General features: G+C 39.7%; 24 protein-coding genes, 2 tRNA genes and 2 pseudogenes. 11 read left to right on the top strand and 17 right to left on the bottom strand.

Annotated elements, in window-relative coordinates:
* Positions 1 to 8 precede the first annotated feature (8 nt).
* Positions 9 to 1,481 (bottom strand): decarboxylating NADP(+)-dependent phosphogluconate dehydrogenase, encoded by a 1,473-nt coding sequence (gnd, locus tag C511_RS0114930; RefSeq protein ID WP_024995786.1) that lies wholly within the window; start codon positions 1,479 to 1,481, stop codon positions 9 to 11.
* 108 nt (positions 1,482 to 1,589) lie between these two features.
* Here gnd and C511_RS0114935 point away from each other — a divergent pair, with 108 nt between their 5' ends.
* From C511_RS0114935 to C511_RS0114950, 4 genes are all read left to right on the top strand, one after another.
* Positions 1,590 to 2,762, top strand: coding sequence for a dicarboxylate/amino acid:cation symporter (locus tag C511_RS0114935; protein WP_024995787.1), 1,173 nt, complete (start codon positions 1,590 to 1,592; stop codon positions 2,760 to 2,762).
* A 6-nt stretch (positions 2,763 to 2,768) separates the two neighbouring features.
* Entirely contained in the window at positions 2,769 to 3,851 is a 1,083-nt protein-coding gene (gmd, locus tag C511_RS0114940; protein WP_027318355.1) for a GDP-mannose 4,6-dehydratase, read from the top strand.
* 7 nt (positions 3,852 to 3,858) lie between these two features.
* The gene (locus C511_RS0114945) at positions 3,859 to 4,902 is read left to right on the top strand and encodes a GDP-L-fucose synthase family protein (RefSeq protein WP_027318356.1); all 1,044 of its coding nucleotides are present in this window, start codon (positions 3,859 to 3,861) and stop codon (positions 4,900 to 4,902) included.
* A gap of 75 nt (positions 4,903 to 4,977) precedes the next feature.
* On the top strand, positions 4,978 to 6,636 hold the full coding sequence (locus C511_RS0114950) for a long-chain fatty acid--CoA ligase (RefSeq protein ID WP_024995788.1): 1,659 nt from the start codon (positions 4,978 to 4,980) through the stop codon (positions 6,634 to 6,636).
* A 66-nt stretch (positions 6,637 to 6,702) separates the two neighbouring features.
* On the opposite strand, the gene C511_RS0114955 is transcribed toward C511_RS0114950, so the two are convergent.
* Entirely contained in the window at positions 6,703 to 8,364 is a 1,662-nt protein-coding gene (locus C511_RS0114955; protein ID WP_024995789.1) for a putative transporter, read from the bottom strand.
* A 59-nt stretch (positions 8,365 to 8,423) separates the two neighbouring features.
* Entirely contained in the window at positions 8,424 to 9,773 is a 1,350-nt protein-coding gene (locus C511_RS0114960; RefSeq protein WP_027318357.1) for an MATE family efflux transporter, read from the bottom strand.
* 243 nt (positions 9,774 to 10,016) lie between these two features.
* Between C511_RS0114960 and C511_RS0114965 the strand changes: the two genes are divergently transcribed.
* Positions 10,017 to 10,106 (top strand) — tRNA-Ser (locus C511_RS0114965).
* Positions 10,107 to 10,152: 46 nt separating this feature from the next.
* A tRNA-Glu gene (locus C511_RS0114970) sits at positions 10,153 to 10,225 on the top strand.
* A 72-nt stretch (positions 10,226 to 10,297) separates the two neighbouring features.
* Here the strand turns inward: C511_RS0114970 and C511_RS0114975 are convergent.
* The 10 genes and pseudogenes from C511_RS0114975 to C511_RS0115020 all read right to left on the bottom strand — a co-directional run bounded on the left by C511_RS0114975 (position 10,298) and on the right by C511_RS0115020 (position 17,353).
* Positions 10,298 to 10,807: a flavodoxin gene (locus tag C511_RS0114975; RefSeq protein ID WP_024995791.1), complete on the bottom strand. Its 510-nt coding sequence runs from the start codon at positions 10,805 to 10,807 to the stop codon at positions 10,298 to 10,300.
* 107 nt (positions 10,808 to 10,914) lie between these two features.
* Positions 10,915 to 11,883, bottom strand: coding sequence for a permease (locus C511_RS0114980; RefSeq protein ID WP_027318358.1), 969 nt, complete (start codon positions 11,881 to 11,883; stop codon positions 10,915 to 10,917).
* Between the two features lie 6 nt (positions 11,884 to 11,889).
* Positions 11,890 to 12,597, bottom strand: a complete 708-nt coding sequence (locus tag C511_RS0114985; protein WP_024995792.1) for an aromatic aminobenezylarsenical efflux permease ArsG family transporter — start codon at positions 12,595 to 12,597, stop codon at positions 11,890 to 11,892.
* A 3-nt stretch (positions 12,598 to 12,600) separates the two neighbouring features.
* A complete protein-coding gene (locus C511_RS0114990; RefSeq protein WP_024995793.1) occupies positions 12,601 to 13,038 on the bottom strand; it encodes a nitrophenyl compound nitroreductase subunit ArsF family protein in 438 nt (145 codons plus the stop codon).
* A 4-nt stretch (positions 13,039 to 13,042) separates the two neighbouring features.
* Positions 13,043 to 13,276: a thioredoxin family protein gene (locus tag C511_RS0114995; protein ID WP_024995794.1), complete on the bottom strand. Its 234-nt coding sequence runs from the start codon at positions 13,274 to 13,276 to the stop codon at positions 13,043 to 13,045.
* Positions 13,277 to 13,293: 17 nt separating this feature from the next.
* The gene (gene arsB, locus C511_RS0115000; RefSeq protein WP_027318359.1) at positions 13,294 to 14,334 is read right to left on the bottom strand and encodes an ACR3 family arsenite efflux transporter; all 1,041 of its coding nucleotides are present in this window, start codon (positions 14,332 to 14,334) and stop codon (positions 13,294 to 13,296) included.
* A gap of 12 nt (positions 14,335 to 14,346) precedes the next feature.
* On the bottom strand, positions 14,347 to 14,802 hold the full coding sequence (locus tag C511_RS0115005; protein WP_024995795.1) for an arsenate reductase ArsC: 456 nt from the start codon (positions 14,800 to 14,802) through the stop codon (positions 14,347 to 14,349).
* A 96-nt stretch (positions 14,803 to 14,898) separates the two neighbouring features.
* Positions 14,899 to 15,222 carry an ArsR/SmtB family transcription factor gene (locus tag C511_RS0115010; protein ID WP_024995796.1) on the bottom strand — a complete coding sequence of 108 codons (324 nt, stop codon included), beginning with the start codon at positions 15,220 to 15,222 and terminating at the stop codon, positions 14,899 to 14,901.
* A 153-nt stretch (positions 15,223 to 15,375) separates the two neighbouring features.
* Positions 15,376 to 16,408: pseudogene (locus C511_RS17015) on the bottom strand (virulence RhuM family protein).
* 294 nt (positions 16,409 to 16,702) lie between these two features.
* Positions 16,703 to 17,353: an NAD(P)-dependent oxidoreductase gene (locus C511_RS0115020; protein ID WP_024995797.1), complete on the bottom strand. Its 651-nt coding sequence runs from the start codon at positions 17,351 to 17,353 to the stop codon at positions 16,703 to 16,705.
* A 162-nt stretch (positions 17,354 to 17,515) separates the two neighbouring features.
* On the opposite strand from C511_RS0115020, the gene C511_RS0115025 reads away from it, so the two are divergent.
* Entirely contained in the window at positions 17,516 to 18,427 is a 912-nt protein-coding gene (locus C511_RS0115025) for a phospholipase A (RefSeq protein WP_024995798.1), read from the top strand.
* Between the two features lie 123 nt (positions 18,428 to 18,550).
* Here the strand turns inward: C511_RS0115025 and C511_RS0115030 are convergent, their stop codons facing one another.
* Positions 18,551 to 18,775 carry a winged helix-turn-helix domain-containing protein gene (locus C511_RS0115030; RefSeq protein ID WP_024995799.1) on the bottom strand — a complete coding sequence of 75 codons (225 nt, stop codon included), beginning with the start codon at positions 18,773 to 18,775 and terminating at the stop codon, positions 18,551 to 18,553.
* Positions 18,776 to 19,326: 551 nt separating this feature from the next.
* Here C511_RS0115030 and C511_RS0115040 point away from each other — a divergent pair.
* Genes C511_RS0115040 through C511_RS0115050 form a run of 3 tightly spaced genes read left to right on the top strand, consistent with a single transcriptional unit; the run spans position 19,327 to position 23,454 of the window.
* Complete coding sequence (locus tag C511_RS0115040) at positions 19,327 to 20,685, top strand: TolC family protein (RefSeq protein WP_024995801.1); 1,359 nt, start codon at positions 19,327 to 19,329, stop codon at positions 20,683 to 20,685.
* Positions 20,686 to 20,716: 31 nt separating this feature from the next.
* Positions 20,717 to 21,796, top strand: a complete 1,080-nt coding sequence (locus tag C511_RS0115045) for an HlyD family secretion protein (RefSeq protein WP_081698320.1) — start codon at positions 20,717 to 20,719, stop codon at positions 21,794 to 21,796.
* Positions 21,793 to 23,454: an MFS transporter gene (locus C511_RS0115050; RefSeq protein ID WP_027318361.1), complete on the top strand. Its 1,662-nt coding sequence runs from the start codon at positions 21,793 to 21,795 to the stop codon at positions 23,452 to 23,454. Before C511_RS0115045 ends, C511_RS0115050 begins: the two co-directional genes overlap by 4 nt.
* Here the strand turns inward: C511_RS0115050 and C511_RS0115055 are convergent.
* From C511_RS0115055 to C511_RS18000, 3 genes are all read right to left on the bottom strand, one after another.
* Entirely contained in the window at positions 23,447 to 24,307 is an 861-nt protein-coding gene (locus C511_RS0115055; protein WP_024995804.1) for a helix-turn-helix domain-containing protein, read from the bottom strand. The genes C511_RS0115050 and C511_RS0115055 overlap by 8 nt on opposite strands.
* A gap of 513 nt (positions 24,308 to 24,820) precedes the next feature.
* Positions 24,821 to 25,432 carry a hypothetical protein gene (locus tag C511_RS0115060; RefSeq protein WP_024995805.1) on the bottom strand — a complete coding sequence of 204 codons (612 nt, stop codon included), beginning with the start codon at positions 25,430 to 25,432 and terminating at the stop codon, positions 24,821 to 24,823.
* Positions 25,433 to 25,436: 4 nt separating this feature from the next.
* Entirely contained in the window at positions 25,437 to 25,748 is a 312-nt protein-coding gene (locus C511_RS18000; RefSeq protein ID WP_148297684.1) for a hypothetical protein, read from the bottom strand.
* A 1,002-nt stretch (positions 25,749 to 26,750) separates the two neighbouring features.
* Here C511_RS18000 and C511_RS18485 point away from each other — a divergent pair.
* Positions 26,751 to 26,903: pseudogene (locus C511_RS18485) on the top strand (hypothetical protein); the annotation flags it as partial.
* Between the last annotated feature and the right edge of the window lie 72 nt (positions 26,904 to 26,975).

Below are 26,975 nucleotides of genomic sequence, written 5' to 3' on the forward strand. Positions count from 1 at the left end.
TACAAAGATTATACATTATAAGTACCCGACTTGGTATCACCACCATGTCCGGTCCAGTTTTCATGGAAGAAAACTCCCCTAAGATTATCAACACGTTCAAAAGTATGCGCTCCGAAATAATCGCGTTGAGCTTGCACCAGATTAGCGGGCAACCTATCTGAAACCATTGAGAAGAAATAATTCAATGCTGAAGAGAAAGCCGGTACGGGAAGTTCCTCACGCATAGATTGTGCAACCAGGTTTTTCCATCCCGGTAGTAACTTCTTCATTTCTTCTTTAAAATAAGGAGCCAACAACAAATGTTCAGGTTTGTCGACCGCTTCGAAAGCAGCCGCAATATCATTCAAAAACGCACTTCGAATAATACATCCTCCACGCCACATGCGGGCTATTGAAGGCAGATTTAAATTCCAACCAAAAGTATCCGATGCCTTTTTCAAAACAGCAAATCCTTGTGCGTACGATACTAGTTTAGAAGCATAAAGTGCAGAATAGATATCCTTCACTAATTCAGGTTTATTGTATACAGCCTGCAAATGTCCATGCTGATAAGCCTTAGCAGCCGTTTCACGCAATCCTTTCTGCGCAGACAAGCTACGTTCAAATACGGCGGTAGCAATAAGTCCCAGTGGCATACCCAACTCCATCGCATTGATAACCGACCATTTGCCCGTTCCTTTTTGTCCGGCAGCATCCAGAATCTTATCAACCAAATAGCCGCCTGCCTTATCTTTATGTTTCAATATATTAGCCGTAATTTCAATCAGGTAACTGCGAAGTTTTCCTTCATTCCAATTTGCAAAAATGGAAGACATCTCCTCATTGTTGAGGCTCAACAACTTCTTCATGACCCAATAAGCCTCACCTATCAACTGCATGTCACCATACTCAATACCGTTGTGAATCATCTTCACAAAATGTCCCGAGCCAGCCGGTCCAACCCATTCACAACAGGGTGTACCGTCGGAAGCCTTTGCAGCAATGCTTTGCAAGATAGGTTTTACGTGAGGCCATGCAGCTGCAGAACCTCCCGGCATGATAGAAGCCCCATTTAATGCTCCTTCTTCACCGCCTGATACGCCGGAACCCACAAAGAAAAATCCTTTTGACTCAGTCAGCTCCACCCTGCGATTCGTATCTTCATAATTAGAGTTTCCACCATCAATCAAAATATCACCGGGCGACAACAGAGGAAACAACTGCTCCATCAATTCGTCGACTGCACTTCCCGCACGAACCATCATCATGATTTTACGAGGAGCCTCTATCGAAGCTACAAAATCCTTTATATCAGTGAATCCTTGTATATTTTTTCCCTTAGCTCTGCCGTTTACAAAACGATCAACCACACCTTCTTCCACACCCGGAACAGTACGGTTATAAACTGAAACCTGCCAATTTTTACTTTCCATGTTAAGGGCCAGATTTTCGCCCATAACAGCCAGACCAATCAGTCCGATATCTGTTTTTTTGTTGCTCATAATTGTTTGCTGTATTTTTTTAGTTTGTTATTTTTGAGTATAACGATAAGTCAAAGGTATTTGTTCGTGAGAAATTACTACTTTTGCCGATAACAAGAAATACAAGGTATGAGAAAAATACAATTAGGACTACTGTCGCGTATCATTATTGCAATTCTTATAGGGGTTATTTGCGGTAATTTCTTACCACTACCCCTGATACGTATATTTGCTACGTTTAATGTTCTTTTCAGCGAGTTTTTAAGTTTTTCCATTCCTCTTATTATTCTCGGATTGGTTACCGTGGCAATCTCCGATATTGGTAACAAAGCCGGAAAACTATTGCTCATTACCGTTCTTATCGCATACGGGGCCACATTATTCTCAGGTTTTCTTTCGTATGCAGTAGGAAGTGCTTTCTTCCCTGGCATCATTACACCGGGAAGTTCGCTGGCCGAAGTCGACAAGATTCCCAATGCAATGCCTTATTTTAGCATCTCTATTCCGCCTGTAATTAGCGTAATGACTGCACTTGTGCTTTCATTTACACTCGGATTGGGGCTGGCAAGCATGCGTGGCGGAGCGTTGAAAGAAGTAGTCAATGACTTCCAGGTTATCATTGTGCAACTCATTAATCGGGTCATTTTGCCTTTTCTGCCTATTTATATATTCGGCATATTTCTTAATATGGCACATACAGGTGAAGTATATTCCATACTAATTGTATTTATTAAAATCATCGGAATCATTTTCGCACTGCATATTTTCCTGCTGATCTTTCAATATTCGGTAGCTGCTTTATTTGTCAAACGAAACCCATTGAAACTATTGGCACGCATGATGCCTGCCTATTTCACAGCATTGGGCACCCAATCATCAGCAGCAACCATTCCCGTTACCTTGGAACAAACCAAGAAGAACGGGGTATCGGCAGATATTGCAGGATTTGTAATTCCCTTGTGTGCAACCATTCATCTGTCGGGCAGTACCCTGAAGATTGTAGCCTGTGCACTGGCCTTAATGATTATGCAGGGCATGCCATACGATTTCTATTTATTCGCCGGATTCATACTGATGCTAGGCATCACCATGGTAGCTGCACCAGGCGTTCCGGGAGGAGCTATCATGGCTGCACTGGGTATTCTACAATCCATGCTTGGTTTCGGAGAGGCCGAGCAAGCATTAATGATTGCTCTCTACATTGCGATGGATAGTTTCGGAACAGCCTGCAATGTTACAGGCGATGGTGCCATTGCACTTGTCATCGATAAAATAACCCACAAAGAAAACTACATGAAGTAACAAGATATGAAAAAAGTAGCATTAATCACCGGTATCACCGGACAAGACGGCTCGTTTCTGGCCGAGTTCCTTTTGCAGAAAGATTATGAGGTACATGGCATTTTACGCCGTTCATCTTCATTCAATACAGGACGCATTGAACACTTGTATTTTGACGAGTGGGTGCGTGATATGAGACAAAAGCGATTAATAAACCTGCACTACGGTGACATGACCGACAGCAGTTCGCTTATCCGCATCATACAGATGGTACAACCCGATGAAATCTACAACCTGGCCGCACAGAGCCACGTCAAAGTATCCTTCGATGTGCCCGAATACACCGCCGAAGCTGATGCCATCGGCACCTTGCGCATGCTCGAAGCCGTGCGTATCCTGGGACTGGAAAAGAAAACCAAGATCTATCAGGCCTCTACATCCGAGCTTTACGGACTCGTTCAGGAAGTTCCCCAAAAGGAAACCACCCCGTTCTACCCCCGTTCACCCTACGGTGTAGCCAAACAATACGGTTTCTGGATTACCAAGAACTACCGCGAAAGCTACGGCATGTTTGCCGTTAACGGCATCCTGTTTAACCACGAAAGCGAACGCCGCGGCGAAACCTTCGTTACCCGCAAAATAACACTGGCAGCTGCCCGCATAGCACAAGGCTTTCAGGACAAACTCTACCTGGGTAACCTCGACGCCCTGCGCGACTGGGGCTACGCCAAAGATTATGTGGAGTGCATGTGGCTCATCCTGCAACACGATGTGCCCGAAGATTTCGTGATTGCCACGGGAGAATACCACACCGTTCGCGAGTTTGCCACCCTGGCCTTCAAAGAAGTAGGCATCACCTTACGCTGGGAAGGCGAGGGAGTCGATGAAAAAGGTATCGATACCGCCACCGGCAGAGTGCTGGTAGAGGTAGACCCCAGGTACTTCCGTCCGGCCGAAGTGGAACAACTGTTGGGCGACCCCACCAAGGCACGTACCCTGCTGGGCTGGAACCCCACCAAAACCTCATTCCCCGAACTGGTACGCATCATGGCAGCACACGACATGAAGTTTGTTCGCAAGCTGCACCTGCGTCAGGAACTGGACAAGTAAGAACAAGATGGAGAAAAATGCAAAGATATATGTGGCAGGACACCGCGGACTGGTGGGTTCTGCCATCTGGAACAACCTTCTTCAGAAAGGATATACCAACCTGATAGGTAAGAGCCACCACGAACTCGATTTGATGGATAGTGTAGCCGTTCGTGCGTTCTTCGATGCCGAACAACCCGAGTATGTGATTCTGGCTGCCGCTCACGTGGGAGGCATCATGGCCAACAATACCTACCGGGCCGATTTCATCTACAAGAACCTGCAAATTCAGCAGAACGTGATCGGTGAAAGCTTTCGTCACAACGTAAAGAAGCTGCTCTTTCTGGGCAGTACTTGCATCTATCCGCGTGATGCCCACCAACCCATAAAAGAAACGGAACTGCTTACCGCACCGCTGGAACAGACCAACGAGCCGTACGCCATCGCCAAGATAGCCGGACTGAAAATGTGTGAGAGCTTCAATCTGCAATACGGCACCAATTACATTGCTGTGATGCCCACGAACCTGTACGGTCCTCATGATAACTTCGACTTGGAACGCAGCCACGTATTGCCTGCGATGATACGAAAGATTCACCTGGCCCATTGCTTGAAAGAGGGGAACTGGGAGGCGGTGCTCAAGGACCTGAACCTCCGTCCTGTGGAAGGTGTAAACGGACAGTACAGTCAGGAAGAGATTCTCCACATCCTGAAGAAATACGGCATCAGCGAAAACGGCGTGGAACTTTGGGGAACGGGTACTCCGTTGCGTGAGTTCCTCTGGAGTGAAGAGATGGCCGATGCCTCGGTATTCATTATGGAGCAGGTAGATTTCAAAGATGCCCGTTCACACATCAACATCGGTACGGGCAAAGAGATTAGCATCAAGGCACTGGCTGAACTGATCATGAAAACGGTTGGTTACACAGGAAAGCTAACGTTCGACAGTAGCAAACCCGACGGTACCATGCGCAAGCTTACCGACCCTTCCAAGCTGCATGCATTGGGCTGGCACCATCGCATTGAGATTGAAGAAGGGGTGCAACGGATGTATGAATGGTATTTGAAATAAAGCATCTTTTTTATTTGCTATACCCAGATAAAACCATATATTTGCACAGATTTAATTTAAATGTGCAAATATACAATGGAACAAAGTTTTATTGCTTACATCGAAAACAGTATTAAAAACCATTGGGATCTTAACGCCTTAACAGATTACAAAGGCGCCACCCTGCAGTATAAAGACGTTGCCCGTAAGATAGAAAAGGTACATATCCTTTTTGAAGAAAGCGGTGTTAAGAAGGGAGATAAAATAGCCATCTGCGGTCGTAACAGTTCCCACTGGGGAGTCAGTTTTCTGGCTACGCTGACATACGGAGCGATTGCAGTTCCTATTTTGCATGAGTTCAAGGCCGATAATGTACATAATATAGTGAATCATTCCGAAGCCAAACTTCTGTTTGTGGGCGATATGGTGTGGGAGAATCTCAACGAAGCTGCCATGCCCCTCATTGAAGGAGTCGTGCTGATGAATGATTTTTCATTGCTGGTATCGCGAAGCGAACAACTCACAGCCGCTCGCGAACACCTCAACGAACTTTTTGGAAAGAAATACCCCAAGAATTTCCGCCAGGAACATATTAACTATCACAAAGATCAGCCTGAGGAACTAGCTGTTATCAATTACACATCGGGTACCACCAGTTATTCCAAAGGGGTTATGTTACCTTATCGCAGCTTGTGGTCGAACACCAAATTTGCTTTCGAGGTTTTAACACTGAAACCGGAAGACAAGATTGTGTCCATGCTTCCCATGGCGCACATGTACGGACTGGCTTTTGAGTTCTTATATGAATTCTCGGCCGGTTGCCAGATATTCTTCCTCACCCGCATGCCCAGTCCCAAAATTATCTTCCAGGCATTTGCAGAAGTTAAGCCCAATTTGGTGATAGCCGTACCACTTATTATTGAAAAGATTATCAAGAAGAACGTACTGCCCAAACTAGAAACTCCAACCATGAAGATTCTGTTGAAGGTACCTATTATAAATGATAAGATAAAAGCCACTGTTCGCGAGCAGGTAATCAATGCTTTCGGAGGTAACTTTGCCGAAGTTGTTATTGGCGGAGCTGCTTTCAACCAGGAAATAGAACAATTCCTGCAAATGATAGAATTCCCTTATACAGTAGGCTACGGCATGACGGAGTGCGGTCCCATAATCTGTTACGAAGACTGGAAATCATTTAAGCCTGCATCTTGCGGAAAGCAAGTACCTCGCATGGAAGTGAAAGTATTATCACCCGATCCTGAAAATATTCCCGGAGAAATTGTGTGCCGTGGAGCTAATGTCATGTTGGGCTATTACAAAAATGAAGAAGCAACAGCTCAGGTTCTCGATGCCGATGGTTGGCTTCATACCGGTGACCTTGCGTTGATGGATGCCGAAGGCAATGTAACCATCAAAGGACGTAGCAAAAATATGCTGCTTGGGCCTAGCGGACAAAACATTTATCCGGAAGAAATAGAAGATAGATTGAACAACCTGCCATACGTTGCCGAAAGTATTATTGTGCAGCAAAATGAAAAGCTTGTGGCACTTGTATATCCCGACTTTGACGACGCCTTTGCACATGGCTTGAAGAATGAAGATATGGAAGGACTCATGGAAGAAAATCGTGTGGCACTGAATGCTACGCTTCCCGGCTACAGTCAGATTACCAAGGTGAAAATTTATCCTGAGGAGTTTGAAAAGACACCGAAGAAAAGCATCAAACGCTTTTTATACCAAGAAGCAAAAGGATAAAACAGAAAACATTATAAAACAAGAACGGCCGTCAGTACTTACTTTCGGCCGTTCTTGTTTTATCTTTTACAGAAAAAACAGAAGGATAATCTGCGCTATAATCACCCGAAGAAACATCGACAACGGATAAACAGTAGCATAAGAAACAGAAGGATTATCACCGGGAATGGTATCATTGGCGTAGTTCAGCGCCATAGGGTTGGCCATGCTTCCACAGAGCATACCCGATACAGAACCAAAATCAATCTTCATAAACTTAAATGCTATAATGCCCACCAATAAAACCGGAATGATCGTCATACCAAATCCCACGCCAATCCACAACAAGCCCTCCGGACGGAAAATCGTATCAAAGAAATGTGCTCCTGCATCAAGTCCCAGACAAGCCAGATACATAGACAATCCTAATGCCCGAAGCATGAGATTGGCACTACGGGTAGTATAAGTAACCATGTGTAAACGCGGTCCAAAGGTACCAATCAGAATACCCACAATAATCGGTCCACCAGCCAGTCCCAACTTCACAGGCACACTTACTCCAGGCACAGCAAAAGGAATAGCCCCTAGTGCCAATCCCAAAACAATACCCACAAATACAGCCACTAAGTTAGGCTCATTTAAGCTTTTAACCGCATTACCAAGAACCTTCTCCACATTTTGAATAGCAGCAGCCTCTCCTACTACCGTAAGCCTGTCGCCCAGCTGCAAAGTCAGTTCAGGAGTAGCCAGCAGCTGCACTCCCGCACGATACACGCGACTTATATTTATACCATACGTATTTCTAAGCCTCAACGAACCCAACTTCTTTCCATTCAGTTCCGGACGAGTTACAACGATGCGTTGCGACACCAGCTGCCTGTCGATGGCATTCCAGTCAATATCCTCCTTGTTCCAATCCGTATTTTCCTGTTGTCCAAACAATACGGTAAGTGCCAGCACATCTTTTTCAGCAGTAACCACCAGTAAGCGGTCTCCCTCCTTAATAATCTTCTCGGAAGTAGGAATGCTAACATTACCGTCTCTCCACAACCGTGATATCACAAATTTTGGATAACTCAGCTGTGCAATCTCTTTAATGCTTTTATTGAAAATAGCCGGATTGTGTACTTGAAAAGCTGCAATATATGTTTTATTGGTTTCGTCTTTTTGGTTTAGTACCAAATCTTCCTTCCTAACCAATAATTTTCTGATCAGCAATACAGCTAAAATAACTCCGATAACACCTAGCGGGTAAGCCACTGCACAACCCAATGCAGGCGTATTACTCTCCATGCCCAGCTGTTTCAGTGTTTGTTGGGCAGCACCCAGTGCAGGCGTATTTGTTGTTGCACCACAAAGAATACCCACCGCATCGGGCAAAGAAATGCCCGTAAAAACAGTAGCCGTTATGCAAAGAGCCGTACCGAGAAGTACCACTGCAACCGCCAGCATATTCAACGTCACTCCTTCCTTTCTGAACGAGGCAAAGAAACCCGGCCCCACTTGCAGACCGAGGGCATAAACAAAAATAACCAACCCGAAACTTTCTGCATAATTAAGCATTTGCGAATCGACTGAAAGTCCCAGATGTCCGGCCAGAATACCGGCAAAGAAAACGAAAGTTACTCCGAGTGTGATGCCGAATATCTTGACCTTACCCAGTCCAAGACCTATGGCAGAAATGAGAGATATAATAACTACAGCTTGCAGAGCCGAGTGTTCTAAAAATAAACTAGAAAGCCATTCCATCAGAAAAACCGTTAGTTGGTTACGGGCTGCAAAGATACTATTAATTCATTATCAAAAAGTCACTTTACAAAGCTTTTTTTCACCCATTTCATTCCATACCAACGGCGAACAAAGACTATACCCCTTATATTTTCGTCAAGAAGAAAGGCTACCCACATGCCGGCAAGCCCCCAACCCCAATGAATTCCAAAGAGATAACCACAACCAACGGCCACACTCCACATCACCACCAAACCCAGATAAAAAGGATAATTCACATCGCCGGCTGCTCTCAACGCATTGGTTGCAAAGATATTAATAGGTCTGCCTATTTCCAGGATCACATCAATGGCTAGTATCGTAACACCCATTCGGATAATCTGCTCGTTGGTAGTAAGCCAGCCGAATATAAAAGGTCCCATCAGCGCAGTAATTAATGAAAGACACACCGTGATCAACACGGATTTCTTCATCACATATTTGCCCAACAGAAAGGCTGCGTGCGGACGTTTCTCACCTATAAGATGCCCTATGCAGATAGCACCCCCTTGCGCAATGGCAATGCAAAACAAGAAAGAAAACATGATGATATTCACCGAGTATGTTCGGGCCGCCAATGCCTCCGTACCCAGCACATTAATAAAATAAGTAATAACCACCTGCGAGGAACTATACGACAACTGCTCTCCGGCCGACGGTAATCCTACCTTCAACAAATTCTTCAACTCTTTGAAAGGGAAAGGTCTGAAATAAGCAAGCGGGAACTTACGAATGTGTTTCTTGAACAAGATGATAAAGAGGATTACCATAGATACTCCCCGGCTGAAAGCAGTAGAGATAGCCGCCCCTTCGACACCCATCTCCGGAAAGCCAAACTCACCAAAAATCAATGTGTAATTACCGATAATATTCAGTACATTCACCACCACTGTAACCATCATAGGGTAAATGGCCTTATTGGCACTTCTAAGCGAAGCCGATAAGGTCAGTGAAATTGCCTGAAAGAAAGCAAATGCCCCCACGATACGCATGTAATCGGTTCCATCCTTCATTAATTCGGGAGTCAGTCCCATCCATTGCAGAATGGTTTCGTTCATACTAAAGAGGAACAGACTGACTGACACTCCCACTACCAAATTCATAAGCAATGACACGCCTACCACCTGCACCACATTCTTGTGCATCTTTGCACCTAAGTACTGCGAACAAAGCACCGAAGTTCCCAGGTTGATCACTTCAAAAATAAGGAAAGTCAGCACAATAATCTGATTGACCACCCCCACGGCCGCCACACTGTTATCAGAATGTCTGCTCAGCATAATCACATCTACTGCTCCCAGCATCATAATTAGCAAAGTCTCAATAAAGATAGGAGCCGCCAGTTTAAATAACCGCCTCCTTATATTTTCCTGTCGAATTACCTCAGCCACTACTTTCCTCCTTTTCTTTCGGGGCGCAAAATTACTCAAAAGTACGACAAGTTGTATTGATACACATCAAAATACATATTGCAATGAACTGATATTAAAAAAAAACAATGTATTATTCCTCTGAAAGCTAGGCGATTAGTAAATAAAGGGCTAAAAGTGCTAAAAAAATATCGCAGAAAGATTTGTGTAGTCCAAAAGTTCATCCTATATTTGCACCGCGTTTGAGAGAAAACGCGGGTTTAAGGAAGTTTGGGTGAGTGGCTGAAACCAGCAGTTTGCTAAACTGCCGTACGGGTAACCGTACCGGGGGTTCGAATCCCCCAGCTTCCGCCACGAGTCTAATTAATTGGCAACAATTAATTAGACTCTTTTCAAATCCGGTGCATTCGTCTAGTGGCCTAGGACGCCGCCCTCTCACGGCGGAAACTCGGGTTCGATCCCCGGACGCACTACAGGCTATAATAATTTAAAAGGGCTTTCATTCAATGCGAATGAAAGCCCTTTTGTTTGGCAAACTATTGAAACTAACCAATTTCTCTTTTCAACTCATTCACCCAATCTTCAATGCGAGCATCTGTCAGGTCACTTTGATTTAAGTCATCAATGGCCAATCCCACAAAAGCGCCGTTATCTACAGCCAGTGAAGAAGCAAATTCATAACTATCCGTAGGTACTTTGTCACCTATAAATGTGCAACCCGATGCCTTCAGATCCTTATAAAGTAACCCTATGCCGTCGCAAAAAGTATCGCTATATGATTCTGAATCGCCACAACCGAAGAGAGCAACCGTTTTATCGGCTAAATCAACTCCTTTAAGCACTTCAATCCCGTCATACCAATCGTCTTGCAATTCGCCATCTCCCCAAGTTGAAGTACCCAGAAGCAGTACCTCATATTCAGCAACTTTATCGGCCGACAAATCGGTTACGTTGTACACATCAGATTTCGACAGATTTAACTGTTTAGCAATCTTGTAGGCTATTTCCTCGCAGGTTCCGGTAGTAGAACCAAAAAACAAAGCAACTTTCTTCATGTTCATTTAATGTTTTATATGATTCTACAAAGAAACAACAAGAGCAGCTGATAGCAAATACCCACAAATAGTGATTTTTTATTGTCACACGCAGGCATCCATTCTGTTTATAGAATTGCGTTAAACAGATAACCGGAAATAATGATGAACAACGTAATAACGCCAAAGAAAATGCCGATCAATCGCCAGGTCATCACCTTTTTGAGTAACGTAGCTTCCGGAAGAGATAACCCCACTACCGCCATCATAAAAGCCAATGCAGTACCAATAGGAATTCCTTTGCTTACAAATACATCAATAACAGGCACAATACCCGCAGCGTTGGCATACATCGGAACAGCCAGTAATACGGACAAGGGCACAGCAAACCAATTATCTTTTGACATATACTGTTCAAAGAATCCTTCGGGTACAAATCCGTGCATAAAAGCACCAATAGCAATACCTATGAGTATGTACAGCAACACTCCTCTCACAATGCCCCACGCATCCTTCATGATAACAGGCAAGCGTTTCATAAACGGTGTACGCTCAGATTCCCATTCGCCTGCTTCCGCATTGGCATTTTGTTGAATCTGCTTCACCCAATCGCTCAAGTATGCTTCCAGTTTAAACCGGCCTAATACAAAACCTCCTATCACACCCAACAAGATGCCGCTAATAACGTAAACAAGTGTTATGCGCAATCCGAAGGTACCCATAAACATAGCTACCGCCACCTCATTCACCAAAGGAGAAGTAATAAGGAAGGCAAACGTTACGCCTAAGGGAATACCACCCTTCACAAACCCTATAAACAAGGGGATGGAGGAGCATGAACAAAAGGGAGTAATGGCACCAAACAATGCCGCAAAGAAATATTGCAAGCCAAACAGCTTGTGCGTAGTGAGGTAATTACGTAATCGGTCTATCGGAAAATAGGCATTGATAATACCCATCAGCACGCTGATAGCAAACAACAGAATCAAAATCTTTATCGTGTCGTAAAAGAAAAAATTCACAGCAGCACCCAAATGCGACTGCGCATCAAGTCCCATGATTGAATATACCAACCAATCAGCAAAATCTTGTATCATACTGTTTTATAAATAATTGATAATGGCGTAATAGATACCTACCACAATAAAAAGCACCGCCACCACCCGGTTAAACCACTTCTGAAAAACCTGTATCCGGTTGTAAAACTTGCCTAGTCCGGCAATGCTGTAAGCCAGTATCCACGCCACAACAATTACGGGCAAGCCGGTTGCCAACGCAAACACTACCGGCAGCAGATAACCACCTGTTTCGGCAGCCGCCATGGGCATGAGCATGCCAAAGTAGAACACACCGCTTGTGGGACAAAAAGCCAAGGCAAACAATGCCCCAAGGAGCAAGCTACCCCAGCTACCTTTCAAAGCCTGAGTCTTGTCACCTGCAGAGAAACCAAACTTCGGCAAATTCAGTCGGTTACCAAAAAGCATAAACAACCCGATCAGAATCAGAGCAGGTGCAATAAATACATCGCCATACTTACTTATTGCTTTCTGAATGGCAAACATACTGGCTCCTTCGCGCAGAATGGGAATAAGGATAAAACCAAGTATTGTGTATGAAATCACCCTTCCCAGCGTATAAAGAATGCCACTCCAGAAGATGCGGTTCCGACTCTGAATGTCCTTACTGATAAAACCGATTGCTGTAATGTTGGTCGCCAGCGGACAAGGGCTCACGGCCGTGAGTAACCCAAAGATAAAGGCCGTGAGTACAGGGAGATTGCTGTTTTCCAATAATGATTGCAAAAACTCCATCACCTATTTCTGCTTAAGTAACTCGTCAATCTTCTTTTTCAATCCCGCTTTAAACTGAGCCGGCGAACTTTTGGCATACGAGAAGGCAAACTCAGTAAGGTTATTCTTCGTTTCCTTACCCTTCTTCCATCCGTTTACAAACAAAGAAGACCAACTTACTTCGTACTTATCGGCTACCTTTTCATTGACCGGCTGCGAAATATCAATAATGCGGTATTGAATTTTACCACTTTTTACCTCATTGACAAAATACGTATCGAGCACCTCTTTGGTTGCTTTTTCAATGGCACGACAGGTTACACAACGCTGCTTCCCATGAAAGTACATCACCTCCACCCTATCTTTGGCAACCGTGTTTTTTTGCGGACCGGCTACCTGTGCCTTTCCACTATAGGCAATCATCATGACGCTCAAGAGCGCAAATACAACTAGCTTTTTCATCGTCTTATTTGGTTAACAGGTTCTTCACCTCATCTACAGATAACTTTTTGCCTTTAGCAACCACTTTACCATCTACTACCAAAGCCGGAAGTGACAATACGTTATACTCCATAATTTTGAGCATATCTTCCTCTTTTACTACCTGTGCATCAAGGTTTAACTCCTTCACAGCTTGTTCTGTTGCGCTAAACAAAGCTTTGCAACTGGCACAACCCGTACCTAAAACTTTAATTTCCATAGTCTGAATCAATTTATTTATTCTTTAAAATATTTCCTTGTATTATTGGCAATCTTCACCAATGCCAGCATCACCGGTACCTCAACCAGTACACCCACTACTGTGGCCAACGCAGCGCCCGACTGTAAGCCAAACAGTGAAATGGCCACTGCCACAGCAAGTTCAAAGAAGTTACTTGCCCCAATCATACCTGCCGGAGCAGCTACATCATGTGGCAGATGCCATGCCTTTGACCATCCGTAGGCAATAAAGAAGATGAGAAACGTTTGCAGCACCAATGGAACGGCTATCAGCAATATGTGTAGCGGATTGGCCAGAATCGTTTCACCCTGAAACGAGAAGAGAATGATCAATGTGAGCAACAACCCTCCGATGGTGAAGTTATCGAACTTCTTCACAAATACATTGTTGAAGTAATCGGCTCCCTTATGCTTCACTACCGAAATGCGAGTGAGTACGCCCGCTCCCAAAGGAATCACCACAAAGAGCAATACGGAAAGTAACAGCGTGTCCCAGGGAATTTCAATTCCACCCACACCCAGCAGAAAAGCTACGATGGGGGCAAACGCAACTAAAATAATCAGGTCGTTCACCGCTACCTGCACCAAGGTGTAAGCTGCGTTTCCTTTTGTAAGATAACTCCACACAAACACCATGGCCGTGCACGGAGCAGCTCCCAGCAGCACAGCTCCGGCAAGGTATTCATCGGCTAAAGCATCGGGAATCCACGTCTTAAAAATCACATAAAAGAACAACCATGCAATGCCGAACATGGTAAAAGGTTTGATGAGCCAATTGGTAATGCACGTCACCAGAATACCTCGAGGACGCTTACCTACCCCCTTGACACTCTGAAAGTCGACTTTCAGCATCATGGGGTAAATCATCAACCAAATAAGCAATGCTACAGGAATGGACACGTTGGCATACTCAAACAAGCTCAACGTTTGAGGAATCACCGGAAACCACTGTCCGATGGCTATACCTGCCACAATACACAACGCTACCCACAACGTGAGGTAACGTTCAAAAAAGCCAATGCCTTGTTTCTTTTCCATCACACAAAGCAGTTAACAAGTTCCTCCGCAAGAGCAAGAAGGCAATTCCTGCTTCCTGATCTGGGTGATGTAGAACTCCTGAAAACCTTTTTTGATTTCATCACGCACCCTGCGAAATTCGCTCTCAATAAATTCGGGTGTGCCGGTAGCATGTGAAGGATCATCGAATCCGATGTGCAAACGGTGGTTCACCTTGCCGATGAACATCGGACAATTTTCATTAGCCCCACCGCATACGGTTATTACATAATCCCACTCTTCACCCAGATACTTTTCTACCGGGTCCGATGTATGATGCGAAATATCAATGCCAACCTCAGCCATGGCTTTTACCGCACCAGCATTGAGTTTTCCGCTCGCCTGCGTACCGGCAGAACATACTGTTATATTTTTATCGAATGATTGCAAGAAGCCGTGCGCCATTTGGCTGCGACAGCTGTTTCCTGTACAAAGAATCAAAACTTTCATGTTATAATCTTCTTATTGGTTTATAAAAAAATACATCATTATAATTCTCTTAATTTCAGTTCGTAATATTACGAACATACTACACAAAAAAAGGACTTAATCACACCGGCACTTCTCACCGTTATAAATACGGAAGAACTCACCGAAAATACTTTTTGCCAGATTCCAGTTATCTCGTTGAATGCAGTACTTCACCTTAGGCGCTTCAATTTCGCCCTGAATGAGTCCCGCCTCTTTCAATTCTTTCAAATGCTGTGACACCGTAGCTTTGGCAATGGGCAACACTTCGTGAATATCGCCAAAGAAGCACGTGTCTTGCGAAGCCAAGAACTCCAGTATGGCAATTCTTGCCGGGTTTGACAATGCTTTTGCAAACCGTGCAATTTCAATTTGTTTATCGGTATATTTCTGACCTGCCATTTTTATAGCCCTCATTTATTGTTCGCAAATATACGAACTGATTTTTAAAATGCAAGAAATGCAGGAAGAAAAATGAGATATTCTTTTGAATGAACTCATTGATCAGCCTGCATTACTTTATATTTCATCAAACTATCTCTGGAAGATAACATTTTATTCGTCTGATTTGTCTAGCTTACCTTCAATACGTTTTATTTCTTTGTCGAAGTCCGATTCAAATAGACGATCTTGAATAGGGCGATATTTTTTCAGCATGTTGTTTGGCAAGAGCAGCGGTAATTTTTCCTGCATTCTGCAATAAATCACTTCCATTTGCCTGTAAAATTAAGTCCAAATGTTTCGCCCAATCAGACATAGTAAGGGGAACATGCCGTTTTGCATATTCTTCAGCAAAATCCAAATAACCATTAACGATCCGCCCAAGAGATTCCAATTCCGTTTCGGTGAGATAATTCTTGGCTATCGTCACATCTGTTTTTATAATTTTTCCGTTTGGACTTTTCTCCCAAGAAGTCAATCCCATATTTTCTTTGTTATGGTCGGCTCGTGTATAGATCAATTCGGCAGCGGTGTGTTTATGTACCGCATAGTGCATTTTGTTTTGAACCTTTGCAAAAAACTCTTTGGTCGTGAACGATTCCGGATTATAATCCATTGCAGTAGCATATAAGTCGGTGATTTTCTGATAAAATCGTCGTTCAGACAAACGAATCTCGCGAATTTCTTCCAGAAGCCGTTCAAAATAATCGTCATCAAGAAAGGCACCGTTTTCCATTCGTTTTCTGTCTATGAGATATCCCCGCAATGTAAAATCACGCAAAATCGCCGTTGCCCATTGCCGAAAAGCCGTTGCCCGCTTGGAATTAACACGATAGCCAACAGCAATAATCAAATCCAAATTATAATGTTTTATCGTTCTGCAAACTTCACGACTACCTTCTTGTTGAACTACCGAGAAATCCTCGGTAGTTGAAACCTCATCCAATTCACCTTCAGCATAGATGTTTTTGATGTGCAAACCAATATTATCAGTTGAAGTATCAAATACTAATCCTATATTTTTTTGCGATAACCAAATGGTACCGTCCTGTACACGCACTTCCACTCCATCGCCTTTCGACTGATAGGCAAAAGTTAAAAATTCAGCGGTGCTATTGCGTATTTTCAGTTTCCTTTTTTTAGTCATATTCTATATTTTATCTCGTATCCTTCAAAAAACCATCCATTAAAGTAAAGGCATGTTGTTCTTTGAGACTATTAACTGTCTTCGTCTCTATTTTGAGTTACACGATATGCAAATTTATTAAAATATCTTGGCTATTCAAAAACAATGATTTCTTTGTTTATCAACAAAATAAGAATAGACTAAATAAGTGGCTTTAAATGCAGCCAAACAAAGGACTTTACACGTACATAATCAATCAGTTGTCCTCGTTTGGCTGATTATTGCTTTTTGGCTAGACTTTTATTTTATATCCACTCAATACCCAATAGTAAATCGTTCCCGGTGATGATTCTCCTCTTCCAGTTCATTGACCATAGCCAGTGCATAGTCACCTACGGTGATACGGCTTTGTCCGCCGGCATCCACAATCAAATCATCTTTCCCTAAACGATAGACGCCGGTTGCATCACCCGGTTCTAAATTGCCTGCAGGTGAAAAGAATACCCAATCGACCTCCTTCTCATTCATCAGCGTACCAAGATAAAATTCACCCAATGACTTTACGCCGGGCATAATTTCTTGGGGCAGCACACCGGTATCAAGCAATCTCACACCCGGAGCACAGAACAAGGTACCGGCACCCCCTACGCACAAAAGGCGCTTTACCCCCGATTGCCTTACCGCCTCTAGAATTGCCGTATAATTGCGCAACGTATCTTCGTATATATTTGGGTTCGTCCACCCGGGGTTGTAAGCACTCACCACCGCATCTTTCCCTTTGCAAAGGTTTGCTACCTGCTCCACATCAGCTACATCGGCCATTACAACCTCCAGTTGATCACTTTGAGCACTTATTTTATCGGGATTGCGTACCAAAGCCGTAACCCGATGGCCTCTTTTGAGCAATTCATTCAATAACGCAGTTCCCACAAAACCACTCGCTCCAATCAATACAACATTTTTCATACTCTATGTTTTTAAATTAATACTTTCTATTTTTAATAGAACAACTACGTTTGTACTTTGGATCAAAAGTATAGAGTTATTCCTGACTTTTGGAGCATTATTCAGGAATAAACGAGCTTTTAACATCGGGTTAAAAGAATGATCTTTGCCGAAAAATAAAAGATGAAAAGAGAGCTATTATTCGTTATCCCCTTGCTATTTGCAGCCATTACATCACAAGCACAAAGTTACAATAACCTCAACAACCTTATCAACCGCGACAGTTTGGAAAAGAATTTAGATAACGCCATCGGCAGTACCATTCTTTCCGAGAAAAAACAGATAGAGACCAGCAGCAAAGACGTGCAAATGATGCTCGATGCACAGGCTCCATTCGGCATCTTCAAAGACTGTTATTTTGCCACCGGAGTTCCTCTCAACAAACAAATAAATAAGGAATCGGCAGATGCTATATTTCAGCTCAGCATACGTCATCGCATCACGAAAAGCCACCTGCCGTTCAACTCATTTGCCTATATCACCTTCACACAGAAAGCTTTTTGGGATATATACAAAAAATCGAGCCCTTTCAGAGACCTCAACTACAATCCGGGCATCGGATTCGGTAAATATATCATCCGAAACAACAAACTGGTTGGTGCTGTTTTTGCACAGATAGAACATGAGTCGAACGGCAAGGATGAAGAAGATTCGCGTAGCTGGAATTTTATGAGCATCGCCTACAAATACTTTTTCAACCCGCGTTTTTCCACCCATACCAAGGTGTGGATTCCTCTTGAAATCAGCAGTGACAATAGTCACCTTCTTCGATACAGAGGGTTCGGCACATTTTCTATCAACTACCTGAGCCGCAACAACAGGTGGTGGAGCACTGCTGAAATAAACCCCAGAAGAGGATGGGGAAATGTGAACACCACCCTGAGTGTAGCGTACAAAATTCATAAATCGGACAATCAATACTTGTATGCACGGTTCTTTAACGGTAAAGGCGACAGCTTACTCAACTACGAAGATTATTCCATTAACTTCCGCGTAGGTATTTGCATTAAAGGCGATTTCTACAGCGTGTATTAGAAACAATCACTCTATATAACACCACACAGAATAAAATTTTTGACTAATACAAAACATTTCCTTAATTTGTTCTTAAGCCGGTTAGACATAAATACTATTCACAAAAGCTGCCGTAGCAATTAATCAATAATACATTTCAGAAGAGAGTTGATTCAATTTTGCATACAGATCACCATCAATGTATTCAAACCTAATTTTATCTTCTCTAGCTAACCATCCTAACGCAAGAGCTAAATGAAAATCACTATACCGAGTTAACTCAGCCAATTCAACAATAAATATCTGCCCTTTTTCAGATAGCAGTTGCCAGATAACACCAGCATTAATGCCAATATCACTTTTTATCATAATACTAATTTAAAAGTTTGTTTTCAAAGGTAAGGAAACCTTCAAAGTAATCTATGTTCTAATTTCCTGTTAAAACATCACATTTGTCTTTATCTGAATATAAATAAATAAACACACCTGTCATAACCCACGTTTTTCCATGATAATCGTCTTGATAAATATCAAATAAAAAACTCATAATTAAAACACTGCCAATATTCAGAGTTAGTCTAATTCTAATGTTTTAATGATGATTGGAACATTTTTATGGAAAAATAGATAAACATTTTAAAGTTAAATCATCATTTCTTTGCTTCAATAAAAATAATTCAAATTTATATGTATAGATACTTTCGAAATATTAGTGAAGATGGCTGCTTGAACCAGAAGGCGAAGTATGAAATACACAAAAAGCCATTCCTAACTATAGATCAAAACCACGAAAACTTTAAAACAAATGATCGTGTCAAAATTCTGTTTTCCGAAAATAGCATCCACATGGGAACGTTATTGAAGGGAAGGGAATGAAACGACACGAGCATTCTAATATAAAAACGCATAGAATTAAAAACATGAAAAAAATATCACTGCTTATTACAGTTGCATTATTCCTCAACACATTTATTATGGCACAAGATAATATACTGGCGCTAGATGAATGCATAAGAATAGGAATCAAAAATAATCTATCTATCAAAAAACAATCGGAAGAAATTCGCAAAATCAGTTATGAACACTCTGCAAGCCGTGCCAAATTACTACCTGTAATCAAAGGATTTGGTAATTTCACAAATAATGTAGATATAGGTTCTAGTGTTACCGATGGATCTCGAATGGGAGCTATGTTAGGAGTGGATATGCCATATATGACAACTCAAGGATTAAGGTATAATACTTCTATAGGAGTACAACTATCTATGCCATTATACAACCAAACCCTTTATACAAGTATTTCCATAGCACAAAAGATGAAAGAACTAACGCACTATTCATACGAAAAAGCGAAAGATGATCTCATATTAGAAATATGTAAGATATATTACTTAGCTCAAACAACCATTGAACAAATCAGGCTAACCAATGAAAATATAAATCGTCTCAAGACATTGGCTGATATAACCCAAGCCTTCTTCGATAATGGTATGGCAATGGATGTAGATATAAAACGTGTTAATATCAATATTGAAAATCTTATTGTACAACGCGATAATGCAATAGCTATGTATGATCAACAATTAAATTTACTAAAATATATATTAAATTTGCCTTTTGAATCAAATTTATCACTTGTTCATGTCAGCGTCAACGAGATGAGCGCACCCGAATTAACTGGAGTATCAAAAGATCTTAATGAATTTAAAATACTATACTCTCAAAAAGACATAACGAAAAAACAGATAAAAGTAATAAACCAAGGGTACATTCCATCACTGTCATTAGTGGGCCAGTTATCCTACACCAACTACACTGATCATATTGACAATTATTTTCACTCTAATATATCGAATAGGCTTAATAAATGGTACAACTCTTTGTATTGGGGGGTATCTTTAAACATCCCAATATTTGATGGATTTAGCAAACAGTTAAATAGAAAAAAAGCAAATTCAGATTATTTTAAAGTAGAAACTCAGATTGAAGACACCGAAAAAAAAATGCAAATAGATTACGATAATAAAATTAAAGACTGGTTAAATAATTACAGAAATTACACCAAACAAAAAGATAATTATTTGCTGGCCGAAGATGTATATAAAGTTACAGCTGACAGATATAAAGAAGGAATAGTATCAATGACTGAATTATTGCAAGATGAGATGAGGCTTACCGATGCACAAAACAACTTTATCAATGCACACTACAATTGCAGAATTATCAAGTTGCAACTGTTGAAATTAACAGGTAAGTTGGATAAACTTTCAAATAAATAAATTCCGTCGAAATAATATAAAAAAAATAAATATGTTAGTACCAAGTAATCATAAAAAAAAATTAAGAAAATTGAGATTATTACGTAGCACTCGTTGGTTTATGAGTGCCATGGGTTTAATAATTATAGTAATAGGAATCTATTTTGCAATTGATTTATTTCTTAATTTTAAAAGCAATGAAGTGACAAATGACGCTCAAGTAGAACAATATGTTTCACCCATTAACATAAAGGTTCCAGGATATATTCATAAAATTCATTTTACAGAGCATCAGTTTGTAAATAAAGGAGACACATTGCTTGTTGTTGACGATCGCGAATACCAAATAAGACTTAAAGAGGCCGAGGCCTCTTTGCAAGATGCAATAGCCAGTTCTCAAGTAATTGATGCAAGTATAAATACATCTAAAAGCAACATTATAGTTTTCGACTCTAATATTGAAGAAACCGAAACGCGGCTAAGAAAATTAAAAACAGATTATACAAGATATCAAAATTTATTAGCTCGAAATGCTACTACAGCTATACAAGTTGAACAAATAAAAACAGATTTAGATGCTACAACCGCTCGCTTGAATGCAATGAAACAACAGAAAAGAACGGCAGAATCATCTTCGGAAGAAATCCGTAAGAAGAGAGGAAACTCGAAGGCAGCCATTCTGAGGGCTTCGGCAGCATTGGATATGGCCAAGCTCAACTTGGCTTACACTATTATCACTGCTCCCTGTGACGGGTTTCTGGGGCGCAGAGCATTAGAAGAAGGACAATTGGTGAATGCTGGACAAAACATAACATACATAATACCCAATACACAAAAGTGGATAGTTGCAAACTTTAAAGAGACACAAATAAAGAATATATACATAGGGCAAGACGTCACTATTACTATTGACGCTTTCAACAATAAGAAATTTAAAGGAAAAGTCACTGAAATATCTAATGCAACAGGAGCGAAATATTCGTTAGTACCAGCTGATAATTCAACAGGTAATTTTGTCAAAATACAACAACGAATACCGGTGCGAATAGAATTGGAGCATTTGTCTTCCGAAGATAATATGAAGTTAGCTGCAGGTATGATGGCTATAGTAAATGCAAAGATAAAAAAATGAAAGGATTTAATCTCCCGTTCCATAATTGGGTTCCCAAACCATTAGGCATATTTATTTATGTTTTCATGTTTGTACCAGCACTATTTATAAGTGGAGCATACACAAGTAATGCTGGCGAAATGGTAGGTAGTTTGGGCATTATGACGGAACATATACAATATGCTAATTTTGCAACAGCTGTGGGGATGACTGTTTTTACTCCATTCACCATTTTATTTCTTGAAATAAGACGTTCAAAAATGGTTTATCTGATAGGGCTTTCTGCCTTGGCTTTTATAAGCTATATATGTGCTGAGACAAACTCAATGCCACTACTTATAATATGTAGCTTTATTACCGGTTTTATTCGTATAATACTTATCTTCAATACACTATTCGGTCTCTTGGGATATATTACCGGAAAAGACATCGTACCGTTACTGAAACCCTCACTCGTGGAAGTACCCAAAGAAACAGAGGCTAAAATGGAAAAAATAAAGGCTATGGCATTGCCTTTTTTATACTTATTTTTCCTGATGGTTGGTCAGCTCGGTTCATTTGTAACTGCATGGCTTGCCTACAGCTATATGTGGCAGTATGTGTATTATTTCATGATTGCACTAACACTTATTTGCCTCTTATTAGTAGAGTTAACAATGGTGTATCAAAAAAGAAAAAAAGCTATACGTCTGACGTTTACTAAATTCAGCGATATAGTATGTGCTTCATTACTGTTATTATCATTTAGCTTTATTTTGATATATGGTAAAACTCTAGATTGGTTCGACAATTCATTGATGAATTATTCTTTAGTTATATTGCTTCTATCTACCGGAGTATTTTTTATTTTGGAAACGTATAGCAAACGCCCTTATTTGGACTTAAAAATATTCTCTTTCCAAAATGTTATAATAGCATTGTTGGTTTTTGTTATGCTTATGGTGTTAAATTCTAGCTCAATACTTGTGAGTACATTTGTCAGTATATCAATGAAAATAGATAATTGGCAAAATGCAGTATTAAGCAATTACAGCTTAATAGGGTATGTGATTGGAGCTATCCTAGCAACGTTAATGGCAAAATTGAATATGCACTTCAAATACATCTTCAGCATAGGTTTTTTATTTATAACAATTGCTGCTGTATATATGTATTTTCAAGTACAAAGTATGGGATTATACGAAAACATGATTTTCCCTGTTATTATCCGCTCAGCTGGAATGCTTATTCTTTATGCAACAGCAGGTATCTGGGGTATGCGTAAATTGAATATGATGTATCTCACCACTTGGATATTTTTAATGTTGACTTTCCGTTCAGTTATAGGGCCAGTAGCTGGTACATCCTTATATACAAACGTATTGAATGAAAAACAGTCGTACTATATCAGCCGATTGTCACAAAATGTAGATATGCTTAATCCTGAAATTGCAGGAATATTTACTCAAAGTCAAATGGGCAATATGATGCAGGGAAAAAGTGTAGAAGATGCTCAAATATTGGCAACGCAATCAATCAAAGGACGAATACAAATTCAAGCCACACTGGCCGCATTAAAGGAAATATCGGGTTGGACAATTTATGGGGGTATTGCCTGTATTGTTGTAGTTATTGCGATGCCTTATTCGTATCACAGTATAAAAAAAAAAATTAAAAGTAATAAAGAATATATTAACTAATTCGATATTCCTTAGGGGTCATACCTGTATGTCTTTTGAAATATTTTGTAAAGAAAGAAGGATTTGAAAAATTAAGACTATCTGATATTTGCATTATTGTTAAATTTGAATTCTTTAACTGCGCTTTTGCATCCAAGATAACCGCTTCGTTTATCAAAGCTAAAACAGATTTGGCTCTAATATCTTTTATTACAGCACTAAGATATTTGGCCGAGATACACAGTTTATTAGCATAGAAAGAAACGGCTCTTTCTTCTCGGTAATGCTTCAAAAGGCACAGCATGAACTGATGATATATTGCTTCCTTTCGGCTTAGCTTTCCTATATAATCATCAGGTAAATTATTTTTTCTAACCTCCCATATTTTCAAAAGTCCGTAAATGAGAGTTGACATTAAACTTTGAATGATTTCAGTTGCAGGATTAGCCTGCTGCCTCTCATATATTCTCTGAAATATTTTACAATAATCTAAAAATAAATCCCTATCCTTTTTCGATTCGATATTTAATACCGGATTTTCCATGATTGTAGACAAATGAGGCATGATTGATTGGATTAGTACTATATCATTCATATATCCAGGTACCATAACCAGATAGTATGCATCAAACTCTTCACTATAATTATTCATCTGAATAATGCTATTCGGCATAACAGTCACTATAGATTCTTCAGTAATTATATAACTTTCTAAATTAATAGACAGTTCACATTTACCTTTAAGAATAATCATGAAAAGTCCTGCGTTTAATCTGGTGGGATATTTATATTTCTCTATTTGATCTTTATCCAGATTCGAATAAAAAGAAAACTCTTTGGGCAATACAACAAAACGTATAAATTGACTATCCATAGCAAAAATAATATAATCTGTTAAAAAATAAATCAACATATAGATTGTGCATACCCAACTATACATTAATTATTCTCCGCTCCAAATATACTAAAAAAACAATGATAAATCTTTTCGTGAATAATAATATTTTAAAAATAGTTTCGAAATGAATTTAACAGACTTGATTACATTTGCTCAAACGAATATGAAGAAAGCCATCTGTCACAGATAGCTTTCCCGTTAGTAAATCTTAAAATTAGATTTACTCGTCTAAATAGTGTCCTTTTACTTTACGACTTTTGAAAACGAAAATATAACTAAAGAAATCAGAAACAGCTAATAGACAAATAAAGAGACTATACATAATAGCCGATTTGCTTATTAAAACTCAAACAAACTAAATTATTTTAGAAAGACAAAGATATAAGAAAATAATACATTAAACATGCTCTATTCTCCTACAAAACTGTCTAATTTTTCTTTTCCAATATAAATATGATAGTGTGTGCTTCCCTTTCTGTAAACAAATCATCATGGGACAATCTTAGAGAACAATTTATTCAAATTGCTTCTATTTTCAATATATTCAAGCCGTCTGTCTATATACCACAGTAAGTCTATGTTGTATTTTTCGGCGAGAATAAACAAGCAAATCAATGAACTTTCAATCTTTGTTTGTAACGAAGCAGCCTTCCTGTTAAAGAAAACACTGAACGCAAAATTAACATCCTCACTAAAAGACAACTTCATAATAAACTTCTTTGCCACAAAATAATCTTTGCGAAGAGATTTATTCATTTCATTCAAATCAAGTTGTTTGCCACCTGCCCAATGAAAAAAACATATGGCCAGACACGCCAGAACATCTTCTTTTCTATTCTTTATGTGATTAGAAAATTGCACTACAAACCATTCTTCATTGCTACATATATGCTCCAAGGACAAAGCAAGTTCAAAAAGAGCTTTTTCTGCATACAACATTTCATTGCCGGCAGTCCATACCTTAACTAATTTCCGTCCGATATACAAATTATATTTCCAACTCGTAAACAAATATTTTTTAGGACCAAAAGTATTGGAATAAAATATTTTATCTCTTAATTCGTTAAAGTTATATGTATCAACAACTTTTACCCTATTCATTATTTTATAATTTTATTTCACAAAAATCATTATCAAAATATTCCATAAAATTTAATGCAATTTCATCATAATAATAGTAAATAGGAGTGATAGCCTTGTATCTGTATGGAACAAACTGAAATAATTGAGCAGCGACAAAACGTTTATCCATCGATACAAATATATCTAATCGGATATTACTATTTTGCTCTATTTTTACATTATGTAAAATAGAAAAATCCTTCTCTTTCAAACCCTCCTTAAGTATTTCCATATCTCTCAAATTATAATAAGCCACAGCTTCTCTAACTACCATATTAGCAGGAGCATAAACCATCTGTTTGCTTTTTATATATGAACGATACATTATCAACGCTATCACAAATGAAACAAAGAAAATGAGCACGAGCAACAACAACTGCAAAAGTGATTCATAATTAAATATCAAGTAAATTAGTAACAGAACACTATAAAACCCATAAACACATGAAAAAAATAATTTGGAAAGATCTTTTTTATTCACTATATTCCTATATAAAGGTAAATAAATTACGGACTCTAAACGTTGATAACTCATAAGACTATATTGTAGAAATTAATACTAAATTCATTTAAATAGTAATTACATTTTTTCTGTATTCAAACCTTTCTTTATTATAAAAAGAAGGCAACTTATAATAAGTTACCTTCAAAAACACAAACCAAACTATCTATTATGCGTCATATAATTAGTGAAATTAACTGAATAAAAAACTTAATGAAATTAATAATGCAGACGCATAAACATCCTCACGGACACTTTTTTGAATCTATAAACAAAATAATATTTGACTTTATAAAAGTACTGAATTCGTATTCATCATTCAAGTTCTATTTTTCTGTAATAATGGCTTAATTTTCTTTATCAATACTACATATAACTACAGATGTTTAGATCAATTATAAAGAAAAAATGAGCTTTTACGTTCATTCTAAAATAGTAATCTTTGCACCTCAACAATAAAAAAAATAATATGTATATTAATTCTATTGGATACTATATTCCAGGAGCAAGAATTGAAAATGAATACTTTAATAAACTAAACAATTTATCAAGCGAGTGGATTTTTCAAAGAACAGGAATAAAAAGTCGTTCAAGAGCCAACAAAGATGAGACAATAAATTATATGTGCCTTGAAGCCGTGAGAGAAGCAAGTAGAAATCTCTCATTCAATATTTGCAATGTTGATTTAATAATATTTGCATCATATACCCCAAGTGATACAATAGCTACTCCTGGATATTACATACAAAAAAAATATAATATTTCCGGAGCAAAGGTTTTCTACTTATCGTCTGCATGTTCATCTGCAATAAATGCTATAGAAGTTATCAAGTCTTTTTTGAAACAGGGATATCAAGTAAAGCACTTCTCGTTTGCGCCGAAAGGAATTCCAGTTACTCAGACGATAAAGACTGTATGTGCGGGCATTTATGGGGTGATGGAGCCTGTGCCTATTTTTTCTCGAAAGAGAATATAGAGACAAAATCAGCTAAAATTATTGATGTAACTTCTGAAGGTCTG

It is taken from the genome of Bacteroides graminisolvens DSM 19988 = JCM 15093 (assembly GCF_000428125.1).
Classification (GTDB): Bacteria; Bacteroidota; Bacteroidia; order Bacteroidales; family Bacteroidaceae; genus Bacteroides; species Bacteroides graminisolvens.

Bases quoted from the DNA above. Each gene is read 5' to 3' on its own strand.
- C511_RS0114995 (WP_024995794.1), bottom strand. From the start codon at position 13,276: ATGGAAATTAAAGTTTTAGGTACGGGTTGTGCCAGTTGCAAAGCTTTG.
- C511_RS0114990 (WP_024995793.1), bottom strand. From the start codon at position 13,038: ATGAAAAAGCTAGTTGTATTTGCGCTCTTGAGCGTCATGATGATTGCC.
- C511_RS0115055 (WP_024995804.1), bottom strand. From the start codon at position 24,307: ATGGATAGTCAATTTATACGTTTTGTTGTATTGCCCAAAGAGTTTTCT.
- C511_RS0115060 (WP_024995805.1), bottom strand. From the start codon at position 25,432: ATGAATAGGGTAAAAGTTGTTGATACATATAACTTTAACGAATTAAGA.
- C511_RS0114955 (WP_024995789.1), bottom strand. From the start codon at position 8,364: ATGGAATGGCTTTCTAGTTTATTTTTAGAACACTCGGCTCTGCAAGCT.
- arsB (WP_027318359.1), bottom strand. From the start codon at position 14,334: ATGGAAAAGAAACAAGGCATTGGCTTTTTTGAACGTTACCTCACGTTG.
- C511_RS0115025 (WP_024995798.1), top strand. From the start codon at position 17,516: ATGAAAAGAGAGCTATTATTCGTTATCCCCTTGCTATTTGCAGCCATT.
- C511_RS0115020 (WP_024995797.1), bottom strand. From the start codon at position 17,353: ATGAAAAATGTTGTATTGATTGGAGCGAGTGGTTTTGTGGGAACTGCG.
- C511_RS18000 (WP_148297684.1), bottom strand. From the start codon at position 25,748: ATGGTTTATGCTCCTGCTAATATGGTAGTTAGAGAAGCTGTGGCTTAT.
- C511_RS0115010 (WP_024995796.1), bottom strand. From the start codon at position 15,222: ATGGCAGGTCAGAAATATACCGATAAACAAATTGAAATTGCACGGTTT.
- C511_RS0115040 (WP_024995801.1), top strand. From the start codon at position 19,327: ATGAAAAAAATATCACTGCTTATTACAGTTGCATTATTCCTCAACACA.
- C511_RS0115030 (WP_024995799.1), bottom strand. From the start codon at position 18,775: ATGATAAAAAGTGATATTGGCATTAATGCTGGTGTTATCTGGCAACTG.
- C511_RS0114935 (WP_024995787.1), top strand. From the start codon at position 1,590: ATGAGAAAAATACAATTAGGACTACTGTCGCGTATCATTATTGCAATT.
- C511_RS0115045 (WP_081698320.1), top strand. From the start codon at position 20,717: ATGTTAGTACCAAGTAATCATAAAAAAAAATTAAGAAAATTGAGATTA.
- C511_RS0114980 (WP_027318358.1), bottom strand. From the start codon at position 11,883: ATGATACAAGATTTTGCTGATTGGTTGGTATATTCAATCATGGGACTT.
- C511_RS0114950 (WP_024995788.1), top strand. From the start codon at position 4,978: ATGGAACAAAGTTTTATTGCTTACATCGAAAACAGTATTAAAAACCAT.
- C511_RS0115005 (WP_024995795.1), bottom strand. From the start codon at position 14,802: ATGAAAGTTTTGATTCTTTGTACAGGAAACAGCTGTCGCAGCCAAATG.
- gnd (WP_024995786.1), bottom strand. From the start codon at position 1,481: ATGAGCAACAAAAAAACAGATATCGGACTGATTGGTCTGGCTGTTATG.
- C511_RS0114945 (WP_027318356.1), top strand. From the start codon at position 3,859: ATGGAGAAAAATGCAAAGATATATGTGGCAGGACACCGCGGACTGGTG.
- C511_RS0115050 (WP_027318361.1), top strand. From the start codon at position 21,793: ATGAAAGGATTTAATCTCCCGTTCCATAATTGGGTTCCCAAACCATTA.
- C511_RS0114975 (WP_024995791.1), bottom strand. From the start codon at position 10,807: ATGAAGAAAGTTGCTTTGTTTTTTGGTTCTACTACCGGAACCTGCGAG.
- gmd (WP_027318355.1), top strand. From the start codon at position 2,769: ATGAAAAAAGTAGCATTAATCACCGGTATCACCGGACAAGACGGCTCG.
- C511_RS0114985 (WP_024995792.1), bottom strand. From the start codon at position 12,597: ATGGAGTTTTTGCAATCATTATTGGAAAACAGCAATCTCCCTGTACTC.